This window comes from Agrobacterium sp. SORGH_AS_0440 (genome assembly GCF_031453135.1).
Taxonomy (GTDB): Bacteria; Pseudomonadota; Alphaproteobacteria; order Rhizobiales; family Rhizobiaceae; genus Agrobacterium; species Agrobacterium pusense.
On the sequence record NZ_JAVIYR010000003.1, the window covers coordinates 220,767 to 233,730 of the forward strand.

General features: G+C 58.1%; 13 protein-coding genes. 9 read left to right on the forward strand and 4 right to left on the reverse strand.

The window, feature by feature from the left end:
* The first annotated feature begins 5 nt into the window (after positions 1-5).
* The 3 genes from QE453_RS23895 (at position 6) to QE453_RS23905 (ending at position 1,895) form a co-directional block, all read left to right on the forward strand.
* Entirely contained in the window at positions 6-1,019 is a 1,014-nt protein-coding gene (locus tag QE453_RS23895) for a LacI family DNA-binding transcriptional regulator (RefSeq protein ID WP_309778412.1), read from the forward strand.
* A gap of 145 nt (positions 1,020-1,164) precedes the next feature.
* Positions 1,165-1,464 carry a hypothetical protein gene (locus QE453_RS23900; RefSeq protein ID WP_309778413.1) on the forward strand — a complete coding sequence of 100 codons (300 nt, stop codon included), beginning with the start codon at positions 1,165-1,167 and terminating at the stop codon, positions 1,462-1,464.
* Complete coding sequence (locus QE453_RS23905) at positions 1,464-1,895, forward strand: type II toxin-antitoxin system VapC family toxin (RefSeq protein WP_309778414.1); 432 nt, start codon at positions 1,464-1,466, stop codon at positions 1,893-1,895. The genes QE453_RS23900 and QE453_RS23905 overlap by 1 nt, the downstream gene beginning before the upstream one ends.
* A 56-nt stretch (positions 1,896-1,951) precedes the next feature.
* Here QE453_RS23905 and QE453_RS23910 read toward each other — a convergent pair whose 3' ends face one another.
* The 4 genes from QE453_RS23910 to QE453_RS23925 all read right to left on the reverse strand — a co-directional run bounded on the left by QE453_RS23910 (position 1,952) and on the right by QE453_RS23925 (position 6,274).
* Positions 1,952-3,133 carry a Fic family protein gene (locus QE453_RS23910; protein ID WP_280171574.1) on the reverse strand — a complete coding sequence of 394 codons (1,182 nt, stop codon included), beginning with the start codon at positions 3,131-3,133 and terminating at the stop codon, positions 1,952-1,954.
* Between the two features lie 123 nt (positions 3,134-3,256).
* Positions 3,257-4,045: a nucleotidyl transferase AbiEii/AbiGii toxin family protein gene (locus QE453_RS23915; RefSeq protein WP_309778415.1), complete on the reverse strand. Its 789-nt coding sequence runs from the start codon at positions 4,043-4,045 to the stop codon at positions 3,257-3,259.
* Positions 4,038-4,658, reverse strand: a complete 621-nt coding sequence (locus QE453_RS23920; protein WP_309778417.1) for an AbiEi antitoxin N-terminal domain-containing protein — start codon at positions 4,656-4,658, stop codon at positions 4,038-4,040. Before QE453_RS23920 ends, QE453_RS23915 begins: the two co-directional genes overlap by 8 nt.
* A gap of 506 nt (positions 4,659-5,164) precedes the next feature.
* Positions 5,165-6,274 (reverse strand): histidinol-phosphate transaminase, encoded by a 1,110-nt coding sequence (locus QE453_RS23925; RefSeq protein ID WP_309778418.1) that lies wholly within the window; start codon positions 6,272-6,274, stop codon positions 5,165-5,167.
* A gap of 125 nt (positions 6,275-6,399) precedes the next feature.
* Between QE453_RS23925 and QE453_RS23930 the strand changes: the two genes are divergently transcribed.
* The 6 genes from QE453_RS23930 (at position 6,400) to hisD (ending at position 12,962) form a co-directional block, all read left to right on the forward strand.
* Positions 6,400-7,167, forward strand: coding sequence for a glucose 1-dehydrogenase (locus tag QE453_RS23930; protein ID WP_309778420.1), 768 nt, complete (start codon positions 6,400-6,402; stop codon positions 7,165-7,167).
* A 282-nt stretch (positions 7,168-7,449) separates the two neighbouring features.
* Complete coding sequence (locus tag QE453_RS23935) at positions 7,450-8,580, forward strand: ABC transporter ATP-binding protein (protein WP_309778422.1); 1,131 nt, start codon at positions 7,450-7,452, stop codon at positions 8,578-8,580.
* A gap of 33 nt (positions 8,581-8,613) precedes the next feature.
* Positions 8,614-9,729, forward strand: a complete 1,116-nt coding sequence (locus tag QE453_RS23940; RefSeq protein ID WP_063947077.1) for a PotD/PotF family extracellular solute-binding protein — start codon at positions 8,614-8,616, stop codon at positions 9,727-9,729.
* A 125-nt stretch (positions 9,730-9,854) separates the two neighbouring features.
* Entirely contained in the window at positions 9,855-10,799 is a 945-nt protein-coding gene (locus QE453_RS23945; RefSeq protein WP_309778423.1) for an ABC transporter permease, read from the forward strand.
* Positions 10,796-11,596, forward strand: coding sequence for an ABC transporter permease (locus tag QE453_RS23950; protein WP_309778425.1), 801 nt, complete (start codon positions 10,796-10,798; stop codon positions 11,594-11,596). The genes QE453_RS23945 and QE453_RS23950 overlap by 4 nt, the downstream gene beginning before the upstream one ends.
* A gap of 37 nt (positions 11,597-11,633) precedes the next feature.
* The gene (gene hisD / locus QE453_RS23955) at positions 11,634-12,962 is read left to right on the forward strand and encodes a histidinol dehydrogenase (RefSeq protein WP_280171567.1); all 1,329 of its coding nucleotides are present in this window, start codon (positions 11,634-11,636) and stop codon (positions 12,960-12,962) included.
* The last annotated feature ends 2 nt before the right edge of the window (positions 12,963-12,964 follow it).

A 12,964-nucleotide genomic window follows, 5' to 3' on the forward strand; every position in this document is an offset into this window, starting at 1 on the left:
GCGTTATGCGCAAAGTGACATTGCAGGACATCGCCAATCACACCGGCCTTTCAAAATTTGCCGTTTCATGTTCACTTTCAGGAAAAGCAGGGGTCAGTGAGGCGACGCGCAAGCGCGTCGAGGACGCTGCCGCGATGATGGGCTACCAGCGCCCGAAGCCCGCCGACGAGCAACGCGAGATCACTCTGATCTTTCACGATCAGGTCGATAGCGTGAGTTACGAGTTGCGGACGATGCTGCAGGACGGCATGCAGAAAGAGGCGCATCGACTAGGTCAAGCTGTACGGTTGCAGTGGACGCACGACGCCGACAGGGTCGAGGCGATGGTAAAAGATAGCGCAGGTATCATTCTTGTTGGGCCGCACGAACAAAAGACGCTGGACATTGTCAAAGCGTCGGGCTTGCCTTCGGTTCGACTGGGGTGGGTGCTTCCACTTGAGCAGGCCGATCACGTCGGCGGAACGGACCACGAAGCAGGCATAGCGGTCGGCGAGTATTTGTTTGGGCTCGGGCATCGCGACATTGCCTTCGTGCAGGGGAAGGAAGGCTATCGCGGTCGTATGGAACGATATCACGGTCTGCGCGAAAGTTTAGAGCAACATGCCGATGCGCGACTGCATGTCCTGCGCTTTGACGAAGATGGAGGCTTTATCCCTGCGCTGCAAGCTCTTCATACTGCCGGAATCGCACCAACAGCCCTGTTCTGCGCTCACGATGGGCTGGCGCTGACCGCTGTTTCTGAACTTCTAGCACGTGGCTACCGCATACCAGACGATATGTCCGTTGTCGGCTTCGGTGATTTTTCCGCGGCGACCCAAATCTCTCCGCCACTTACGACCATCAGAGTACAAGGGGGGGAGATGGGCGCTACAGCGATGCGGCTATTGTTGGAACGCATTGAAACAAGAGGGCAGCCGGTCGTCGCAAAACGCATTCTTATCGCCTCGACCTTTATCGAGCGACGTTCATCGGGGCCTGCCCCTAGACATTCGAAATGGTTGACTCCCTTCGAGCGATGAAAACAACCCGCTCTTGAAGGGTTACGGACCGAAGACCCAGCTATTCTGACCAAATAAGATCATCAATTACCCCACCACCGTTCCTTGGGCGGCTTGAAGACACCTCAGCATCTGGCTATATTACTGGAAATATCCGGAGGGTACCATGGCTAGCTCGCAGACACGCGCAATTCAGAATTATCGAAGCCGCCTGGGCGACCGTGGTCTCGCTCGTTTTGAGGTTCTCGGGCGTGAGAGTGATCGCAGCTTAATTAGATCGCTTGCCCGCCGACTGGCCGAAGATGGCCCGGAGGCGGCCAATCTGCGCGCCTCCCTAAGCGAAACTCTCGCCGGAGAGCCGCCGAAAAAGGGGGGGATTCTCGCGGCACTCCGCCGATCGCCACTGGTTGGCGCAGAGCTAGATACAGGCCGATCACGCGAAGAAGGTCGCGATATAGATTTTTAATGCGATATTTGCTCGACACCAACATTCTAAGCAATATTACGAAACCAGAGCCTTCAGCGTCTTTGTTGACGTGGATGGCTGAACAAGTGGACGATGATTTGTTCATCGCATCACTCACTATCGCCGAGATACACTGTGGAATACTCGAGAAGCCGGCGGGGAAGAAGCGAGCTGCGCTCGAAACCTGGTTTCGAGGCAAAGAGGGCCTCCAGTCACTCTTCGCTGGTCGCATTCTTCCATTTGACGAGAAGGCAGCTCTCGTGTGGGGAGAGATGATGGCGCAAGGAAGGGCAATGGGCCGCCCGCGTAGTGCGTTGGACACGATCGTGGCTGCAATCGCTCAATCGAATAACTGTGTTGTTGTCACCGACAATGTGCGAGATTTCCAGGGGATTGAGATCATCAACCCCCTTCGTACAAGCGCTATCTGAAACGATTGCTAGAGTTAAGCTCTTGATGAAAGTCGAACCTTCTGCCCATCAATTTGTCATGAATTGAGAGGCAAGGGATCGGTGCCTTCCCCTAGAATCGCAAGGTATCGTCGATAGCTGAACACCCTGCCGCGCTTGCGTCCGGTAACCTCATCAACGATGCCCAATCGCTCTAGGTCGGCGAGTGCGGCGTTGACCGTTGGCGCGGACAAACCCGTCACCTGAACAATCTGGTTCGCCGTGTGAAAAGGATTCTGCTGGAAAAGCTCGTGAATGCGAAGAGCCGACCCTGCTCTATCACTCCCTAGGGTTATCCGCTCCCGGTCGTCCTTGAAAAGATCGACGATCTGAGTAGCAGCCTCAAACGCTTGATTGGCCGTGTCGGCGACGCCGGTCAGGAAAAACTCTAGCCAAGCTTCCCAGTTACCATGTTCACGAACCTCTTGCAGTAGCCGATAGTATTCTCTCCGATGGGACTTCAGATAGAGGCTGAGATAAAGCAGCGGTTTTCGCAAAACCCCGTTCATGCAAAGATATAGGGTGACAAGCAGGCGGCCGATACGGCCATTACCATCGAGAAACGGATGGATCGTTTCAAACTGCACGTGCAGCAGACCAGCTTTGATCAGCGCCGGTAACCTCGATTGGTCGTCATGCATGAAGCGCTCGAACGCGTCCAGGCAACCGGCCATTTCAATGACGGGTGGCGGTACAAAGAGTGCGTTACCAGGGCGCGTTCCACCAATCCAATTTTGCGAGCGGCGGAACTCTCCCGGATCCTTGGTGCCTCCCCGACCACTGTGTAGGAGTCTGGCATGCATCTCACGGATCAGACGCAACGACATGGGAAGCGTTTCTAGCCGCTCTAAACCATACATCATGGCGTCAACATAGTTGGAGACTTCGCGGATGTCATCAACCGGCTGCCCGGCTTGAGCTTCGGTCTCAAACCGCAAAAGATCAGAAAGGGTCGACTGCGTGCCTTCAATCTGCGAGGAAAGAACGGCTTCCTTTCTTACGTACATATAAAGAAACAGCTCCTGTCTCGGCAGCAGCATTGTGATGCCATCCAGGCGTCCTAGCGCGCGCTCAGCCAGGCTGAGACGCTCGAGCAATGAAAGCACATCAATCGCCGGTTCGGGCGGTAACGGTGGGGGCACGAATGCCCGCACTGTTTCACTGGCAGCGACCGTCTCGACAAAACGACCCAGGCGGTTTTTGGATTGGGAATCAGACATAACCCAATATCAGCCGCGCCCCTTATTTAAGCAAGACGCATTTCATTTAATTAAGCTGCAGACGTAGATAAGCGCGCTTAATTAACGCGTCGACATTGAATTCCTCACCTTTGATCCAGGCGGCTAGGCGCCTTCGAGCGATGCAGCGTAGGCACGCCATTGCCGCTGCTTCCCTTCGTCGCCAAACATCTCGACCGAGAGGCCCGGTGGGCGTCCTCTTGGGATCGGCGTCCGGCGGCGTGCAAACGTCGCGCGGATGGCCGCATCCAGATCGTTAGCGGGAATGTCGATCGCGCGCGGTATCGCCCACAGGTCGTAATAGTCTTTCATGCGCCCGTTGAGAACACCAAGCGCCACCATCGCCTGGAATTTCTCGGCGATCACCGTTGCGGGCGGATAGGAACGAACCTGCGGAGCGGGAAAATCTAGCAGGGCTGGATAGTCGAGCCGCTGCGTCACATCGGCCATAGCGTCTCCGAAGCCGAGGTCGATTGTAACGGGGATGCGGGTCCTTTCGAGATAGGCTGCAGTCTTGAGACGAACGCCGCCGTATTCCAGTTCTTCTCGAACGACTGTTGAAGCGAGCGCATTGATGTCGAAGACGAGCCCGTCGTCGCTCTCAATCGCCATGATCTCCCCGAAATCGGCGATCAGGCGGGCGGGATCTGCGTCCCTGCGTCCGAGAAAGTCCGCATCCTGCGTCACCCGATTGTCGTCGGCCACCCAGACCGTGACCAACATACCGCCTTTCAGGACGAAGCGGTCCCGATGCGCTGAGATTGACAGGCGATACAGCAACCGTTCGAGCGCGAACCGCACCAGCAGGACGTCGAATGCGCGACCCTCTTTGCGGGCGATATTGAGCAGCCGATCCTTGACCGACTTCGCCATGTTCGCTGGTGCTTTAGCCATTGGAGGTGAGTGCCTCAAGATAGGGTTGCATGACCTTCCAGGCGCCGCCGGCCTTCGCGGCCTGGGCGATTGCGCTTGGAGTTGCCTTGCGTTGCTGGAGAGCAGCGCGCAGACCTTCGACAGCGACCGATCGGTCGACCAGTTTGGGTTTTCGGAACAGGTCGGCAAGGGTCTTCGGGATCGAATAGACCGGTACGTCAATGCCGGCGATCACATGATGTTCGATGCCCTGTCGCAGATATGGATCCGTGAAACGGACCATACGCAGCGGGGGATAGGACTGCACGGGCGCCCAATCGCTCGTTCCGATCGCTATCCAAACGCGCCGTGGCATTTGGTCGGTCAGTCCGTAGAAGGCGAGCGCCGACACCAGAGCGATCACGCCTTTGGGCGCGCGCATGATGGCTTCAGCTAGGATCTGGTTCTCTTCGACTTCCGCGTCACGCTTCTGATAAACTCCGCGCGAAATACGCTCGATTTCACCGCCCTCGACGGCGCGCGCGATCGTTTGCGCGCTGATACCAGCCTCGCGCAGTTCATGTGCATGCATCATGCTGCGCGCATTGAGCAGGCTTCTGAGCTTCACTTTTTGCGAGTCTTGCGCCGATGGCATGTTACAAATCCTCTAACTGTTTGCGATCTTATCAGAGGTTTTGTCACGAGTTATCCCTATTAGCGAATAATAGGCGGCCAGCCTCCAGCGAGCTCATATTATCTGCCGGATTGTCTTTTCGATCCATTCGGCGCCAGCAGCGAAAGTCGAGAGTTGCCGCGGCCCGGCATGGGGGAAACGCACTGGAGCACCAATGTTCGGCTTTCGCGAAGTGTGACGCTGACGACGAAAAATAAAAACAGACTGCTCTTAACTGGAATCGAATGTCGCCCTTGTGCGAATGCAATCGTCCCTTAGCGCCAATTTTTCCGGCTATTCCCGCGCGCCATGGAGTACCCGAAGAATTCGAACCGTTGTTTCGGTAATCAGATAGGCGGCGACGTAGGGCCTACCATGTGGCGAAACGCCCCTCCGCTGGGCGACGAGTCTAAACCCTTTTCGACCATTGAGTTCTGCGGCTGAATGTCAGAGGCTGGTTGTTGAAGCCGTCGCCCGAAGTACCAAGCTTAACCTACCATGATTTGGTTAAAGGCGCCGAGGAAGTGATTATTCTCCTCGCGCGAGCCGATGCTGACACGAATGAAGGTGTCGAAGCCCGGCTGCTTCCATGGTTTCACGATGACACCCAGCCGCAACAGCTCTTCCGCCACCTGCACAGCGCTGACCCCGACATCGATGAAGAGGAAATTGCATTTCGACGGCGCCATCCGGTAACCCAACGATTTGAGCTCGCCTGCGATACGCGCACGCTCCACAAGAGCCAGTTCGACGGATTTCCGCAGATGCGCATCATCGTTGAGAGCGGCAACGGCCGAAGCCTGTGCAATGGCGTTGGTGTTAAAGGGCGTTCGGGCGCGGTTGAGAAAATTGCAGAGCTCGCCGCTACTGACGACGCCATAACCGATGCGTAGACCCGCAAGGCCGAAGGCTTTGGAGAACGTTCGTAGGACTACCCAGTTCACCCTGGCATCCCGCAGCATATCGGCAGCCGAGGGATAGTCCTCGCCAGCCGCATATTCTGCATAGGCCTCGTCAACGACGACCATTGTATCCTTGTCGAGCGCAGCGATTACCTTTTCGAGTTCAGCCGGCGTCAGCCATGAACCCACGGGGTTCATCGGGTTCGAGAAAATCAGCATGCGCGGCTTGCGCGCAATTGCCACCACCAACGCATCGATATCGATCGTTAAATCTGACTTCACAGTCACACGTTCGATCACACCGCCCATCAGCGTGGTGTAGTCTTCATGCAGCGGGAAAGAAGGATAGAGCGTAGCAACCGTATCGCCCTGACGAACAACGGAGCGGCAGATTACGGCAATGAGGTCTTCCGAGCCATTGCCAAGGATTACCTGACTGTCATCCACGCCAAACCGGGCGGCAAGCTGGCTGCACAAGGCCCGCCCCTGCGGATCGGGATAGAGACGTGCCAGTTCGCCGATATCGGGAAAAAGGTGACGCAGCGCAGGTGATGGCCCGAGCGGGTTCTCGTTGGAGCCCAGCTTCGCGATGGCGGCGACGTCGTATTTTGCCCGCACTTCTTCAATCGTCAGACCTGCATTGTAAGGGGCAATCGCGCGGATTTCGTCGCGGATGGGGCTTGAAGGCTTTTCCATTTTGCAGTCTCCATGAGATGCGGATGGGCCAGTGATAAACCGGCAAATCTTATCCGTAAATATGTATAGACATTTTACGACGAAAATGATGTCATCGACAGGCTGAATAAACAAAGGGTGCCGCCATGACACAGCCGAATTTCGACCTCTCCGGCCGCCGCGCCCTCGTGACCGGCGCAAGTCGCGGCATCGGCCAGGCCATTGCGGTCGCCCTCGCGCAGGCGGGCGCCGATATTGCCATCACGGCGCGCACGATCGAGGCGCTCTCGGAAACGCATTCACGCATCGGTAAGCTGGGCCGACGCTGCGTGGCGCTCACCCAGGACGTTCGCGACGTCGAGGCATGCACTCGCGTGACGAAGGAAGCTGCCGACAAACTTGGTGGTCTCGACATCCTCATCAACAACGCAGGCTTCGAAAACGTCCGCGCTTCGTTCGATGTTGACGAAGCACTCTGGGAGTCGATCCTGTCGACAAACCTGAAGGGCGCATTCTTCTGCGCGCAGGCAGCCGGCCGCATCATGGCCGAAACAGGCGGGGGCGTGATCGTCAACCTCTGCTCGCTGACATCTTATGTCGGGATCCCAACGGCCGCCCCTTACGGCGCCTCGAAGTCCGGCCTGCTCGGCATAACCCATGCCCTTGCGAGTGAATGGGCGGCGCATGACATCCGGGTAAACGCCATTGCCCCGGGATATTTTCGCACAGCCATGACGGAGGTTTTCTATGAAAATGACGATTGGCAGTCGCGGATGCTGGAGAAGATCCCGCAACGGCGCTTCGGCAAGGAGAGCGACATTGGCGGCGTTGCCGTTTTCCTCTGCAGCGACGCAGCCGCCTATATTACAGGCCACTGCATTCCGGTGGACGGCGGCTATCTGGCCTCGATCTGACGTCGATAAACAAACGAATGAGAAATAGTACCGAATAGAGGTCTTCGGCGCTTGTCATTCGACGCAATGAGAAACAAAGTCGCAGAGTTGACCGCTAAACATTTTCGCACCTGCACAAATATTGCGCAACCAAATTTCAGGCGAAAAATTACGCAAATCTGGTTGACGTTAGTTGTACGTATATGTATATACAAGTACATATAACTCGGCCACATAACGCTGAAGGCGCAGAGGTAGCTTTGAGGGGATTTCCCGCCATCAAAGCGCGACAGGAGAAATATCATGGCGGCAGCAGCACTTCGTCCGGTCGATCCTTCCGCTGACCTCATCGCAGTGTCCGTCAAGGACGTGGGAATGTCCTTCGGCAATGTTCACGCCGTCAGGCAGGCCTCGTTTGATCTTCCCAAGGGCCGCTTCCTGACCATCCTCGGCCCTTCCGGTTCGGGCAAGACGACGCTGCTGCGGATGATTGCCGGCTTTGATCGCCCGACCAGCGGCGAAATATTCATCAACGGGCAGCCGGTCAGTGCCGTGCCGCCACACCAGCGAGCGATCGGTATGGTGTTCCAGAAGCTCGCGCTTTTTCCGCACATGACCGCCGCCGAAAACGTCGCCTTTCCCCTGAAGATGCGCCGACATGATGCCCGCACCATTCCCGAGAAGGTCGAGCGTTATCTCGACCTCGTACGCCTCGGCGGTTACGGTGACCGCCGCATCAACGAACTCTCGGGCGGCCAGCAACAGCGTGTCGCCATTGCCCGGGCCCTGGTGTTCGAACCGGATCTGCTTTTGCTCGACGAGCCGCTCGCGGCACTTGACCGCAAGCTGCGCGAGGAAATGCAGTTGGAGTTCCGCCGTATTCAGAAGGAACTCGGCGTCACCACCATCAACGTTACTCACGACCAGCGCGAGGCACTGGTGGTGTCAGACGAGGTCATCGTGATGAACGGCGGCGAAATCCAGCAAAAGGCACGGCCGGTGGAAACCTATCGCGCGCCCTCGAATGCCTTCGTCGCAAACTTCATCGGCGTCACCAACTTCATCGAAGGCAAGGTTGCCGAAGTCACACCAACCAATGTCACGATCACGGCGGCAGGCATAAATCTTGTCGGCGTCGCTTCGGACGAAAATCTCGCCGTCGGCGCGGCCTGTGCCGGGGCCGTTCGGGCAGAGCAAATTCGCATCGCCTCGCCCAATGGCCGCCTGGAAGGCCTTTCGACTGTGGTCGAGGGCAAGGTCGAAGACTGCATTTTCGAAGGCGAGCGCGTGGTTTATGAAATTCGGGTCCAGGCTCTCGGCGGCGCCGTAATGCGCGTGTTCGATCACGATCCGGAATCACATCTGCAATTCGCTCCGGGCGACGACGTTCGACTGGGCTGGAATGCACGGGATATGCATATCTTTCAAAAATGACCCCCAGAAGGTCGGACCAGAGGAGAATGTTCAATGTCGCATGATAAATTTCTGACCGCCCAGCTCCGCCGTCGCACGTTGCTGGCGTCGTTCTCCGCAGCCGGCGCTTATGCCGGACTATCGACGCTCGGCGTCAGCCGCGCTTTTGCGCAGGAGCCGGAAAAACCAGCCGAAATCATCGTTCGCGCGTGGGGCGGCAGTTGGGTAGATGCGCTGAAGGCAGGTGTCTCCGACAGCTTCACCAAGGCAACCGGCATCGCGGTGCGCCACGATCTGACCGAGGATAACGAGATCCAGCCGAAGGTCTGGGCCGCCGTCGCCCAGAAGCGCGTTCCGCCGATCCATATTAACTGGGACACCACGACGAATGCCACGAAGTCGGCGCTGCGTGGCGTCACCGAAGACCTCTCGGACCTGCCCAATCTCAAGAACGCCACGGATCTTGCCAAGCCGGTCGGTCTCGATGGCTATCCGATCGTCAATACTTATGGCTACGTCTATGTGCTGGCTTACCGCCCTTCGGCGTTTCCGAACGGAGCGCCGAAGTCCTGGAAGGACCTTCTCGACCCGAAGCTGAAGGGCCGTATCGCGCTCTATAATGACGGCATTGGCTTCCATTTCCCGGCGCAGGTCGCAGGTGGGGGCAAGCTCGAAGACATTCCCGGCAACATGCAACCCGCCTGGGACTTCATTTCGAAGATCAAGGCGCAGCAGCCGCTGCTGGGGGAAGACCCAGATTTCACCACCTGGTTCCAGAAAGGCGAAATCGACGCTGCCTGCACCATTTCGACCAATGCCCGCGAAGCCAAGAAGAACGGCATCGAGATCGCATGGGTGGTTCCGGAAGAAGGTGCCAAATTCGATACCGACGGCCTGTGGATTCCGAAGGGCTTGCCGGAGAACGAACTCTACTGGGCGAAGCAGTACATCAACCATGCCCTGACCCAGGAAGCCCAGCAGGTCTGGCTTGATGGCCTCGGACTTCCCGGCGTCATTCCGGGCGTCAAACCGCCGGCCGACCTCGTGGGCGACCCTTCCTATCCTACGACGGAAGAAGAGTTCAAACACCTGATCCGGGTTTCGTCCAAGATCCAGGTCGAAAACGAGAGCCAGTGGTTCGCCAAGTTCAAGGAAATCATGCAGGGCTGAAGCCCTGTCCCGCCCGTCGCGTCGTTCAGGTGACGGCGGGCATTCCACTTGAGGTTAAGAGGTAACGCGGTCTCTTTGGCAAATGCACCATAGCCTTTGCCGGGACCGCTCGAGGATCGGTATTCATGCGCGCTTCCCGTGTCGCATATCCCATGACGTGGCGCGTCATGGATATGCTCGAACGATTTGCGGCCATTTTCTGGCCTTCCAGCTTCAAGAAGGGTCTGCCCTATCTTATGCTGCTGCCGGCCATCGTGCTGGTTGGCCTTCTGGTCCTCGGTCTCATCCAGATCGGCGATACGAGTCTTCGGACATTGGACACGAATACGTTTCTGGTGTCTGAGACCTATACGCTCGCCAATTACCAGCGGGCGCTGACGGAAAAATTCTTTGCCACCGTCGCGGGCCGCAGCCTTATAGGCTCGCTCATCGTTACCGTCATCACGCTGGTATTCGCCTTTCCTTACGCCTATCTCATGGTTCGCACGTCCTCCTCGGCACTGCGCAAATTCCTGCTGGTTGCGCTGTTCCTGCCTTTCTTCATCGGTCAGGTAGTACGCGCCTATGGCTGGCTGATTATTCTCGGCAACCAGGGCATGGTCAACGAGGCTCTCGGCCTGGTCGGTGTCCCACCGATACGCCTTCTCTATAATTACCCGGCTGTCCTGTTCGGCCTTGTTCAATACATGCTGCCCTTCGCTGTTTTGATGCTGGCACCTGCGCTGACCGCCATTCCGGCGGAACTCGAGGCCGCCGCCGCCTCCCTCGGCGCCAGCTGGCTTCGCACCTTCCGTCATGTCGTCCTGCCGCTTTCCCGCCCCGGCCTCGTCGGAGCGGGTCTCGTCGTGGTTACGCTCTCCCTTACGGACTTTGCCATTCCCGCGATCCTTGGCGGGGGGACGCAGGATTTCATCGCTAACGCGATCTACGACCAGTTCTTCCGCACCTCCGACCAAGGCCTTGGCGCGACACTTTCGCTGCTGCTCGTCGCGGTTGGCTCCATTCTCGTCGGTGTCGTCTTCATGGTCTTCGGTGCAGGCACGCTTGCCATGGGAGGCGACCGCAAATGACCGGCAGCCGCAGCAAATCCATCGTCATCTGGACCTTCGTCTCGACCGCGCTCGTCATGTTGTCGGCACCCACCATCGTGGTTCTCGGTGCCTCGTTTACTTCCGGCAACATCATCACCTTCCCGCCGGACGGGTTTTCATTGCAATGGTATAGCAAGATCGCCCACGCCACCGATCTGCGCCAGGCCTTCTTCCGTTCACTGATCGTCGCGGCGATCTGCACCCTCGTGTCCATTCCCGTCGGCACGCTCGCTGGTATTGCGCTCGCCAAATATCGGGTGCGGTTTGCCCGCTCCATCCAGATCTATCTGCTGCTTCCCTTCACAATTCCGCTGATCGGTTCCGGTATCGGCATGATGCTCGCCTTTGGACAGATGGGTGTGCTTGGCAAGCTATGGCCCGTCGGCATCGCCTGCTCGGTGATCAATCTGCCCTTCATGATCTGGGCGGTGACGGCAAGCGCCAGCAACCTGTCGCCGGATCTGGAACTTGCGGCCGCAAATTGCGGTGCGCCACCCTTGCAGCGTTTCCTTTACATCACGCTTCCCGCCGTCCTGCCGGGCGTGATCACCGGCTCTCTATTGATGTTCATTCTGGCGTTGAACGAGTTCCTCGTAAGCCTGCTTCTGGTAGACGCGCGAAGCGTCACACTGCCGGTCCAGATCTACAACTCCATCCGCTCGATCATCACACCGGACCTTGCCGCCATTTCCGTGGTGTTCATCGCCTGCGCCGGGATCGCGATCGCGCTGCTCGACCGCCTCGTCGGCCTCGACATCTTCCTGAAATCGAAGTGACCAATCGGCCGTTTGGCCAGCTATCAAGGACAAGACGATGACATCAGTGTCTTTCTATGACTATTCCAAGCTCGATGCCAATGAGAAGGCCGCCCTGCTGCGTCGTTCGGAAAGCGACATCTCGAGCTTCATCGAAAAGGTTGCCCCGATCCTCGAAGCCGTTCGCACCGAGGGCGACAGTGCACTAGCTCGCTTCGGCCGCGAACTCGACAAGGCCGACGTGACCGAAGCCAATCTCAAAGTCACCGAAGCCGAATTCGACGCGGCCTTCAAGCTGGTTGATGCAAGCGTCATCGAATCGATCCAGTTCGGCATCGACAATATCCGCCATTTCCATGAGGAACAGAAGCCGGAAGCCATGTGGCTGAAGGAAATTCGCCCCGGTGCCTTCGCGGGTGACCGCTTCACGCCGATCCAGTCCGTGGCGCTCTATGTTCCACGCGGCAAGGGCTCCTTTCCGTCGGTCACCATGATGACCTCCGTGCCCGCGGTCGTTGCCGGCGTTCCGAACCTTGCCATCGTCACACCGCCGGCGCCCGATGGCTCGGTCGATGCGGCGACCCTGGTTGCCGCGCGCCTCGCCGGCGTGGATACCGTCTACAAGGTAGGCGGCGCCCAGGCGGTGGCCGCCGTCGCCTACGGTACGCAGACCGTGAAGCCGGCGCTCAAGATCGTTGGTCCGGGAAGCCCATGGGTCGTCGCCGCCAAGCGTTCGCTGTCCGGCGTCATCGATACCGGCCTTCCGGCCGGTCCTTCGGAAGTCATGATCCTCGCTGACGATACGGTCCATGGCGGCCTCGCCGCCCTTGACCTGCTGATCGAAGCGGAACACGGCCCCGATTCCTCGGCCTATCTCGTCACCCATAGCCGGCGCGTCGTTGAAGAGGCGATCGCGGCCCTGCCCGAACACTGGGCCAAAATGTCGGAGCAGCGGGTCGCTTTCTCCAAGACAGTTCTCACCGGCAAGACCGGCGGCATCGTCCTGACGTCCTCGATTGAGGAGAGCTACGCTTTCGTCAATGCCTATGCACCGGAACATCTTGAGTTACTGTCGGAAGAACCGTTCATCCATCTCGGACATATCACCGAAGCCTCCGAAATTCTGATGGGCACCCACACGCCGGTCAGCATTGCCAACTTCTCGCTCGGCCCGAACGCCGTGCTACCGACCAGCCGCTGGGCACGCACCTTCGGGCCGCTTTCGGTGACCGACTTCGTCAAGCGCAGCTCGATCGGCTATGTCACGCCGCCAGCCTATCCGGAATTCGCCAGACATTCCCATAACCTCGCTCTTTACGAAGGCTTTTCCTCGCATGCGCTCGCGGTTTCTCCGGTGCGCGACGCCTATCTGAAAAAGGGTGCCTGATC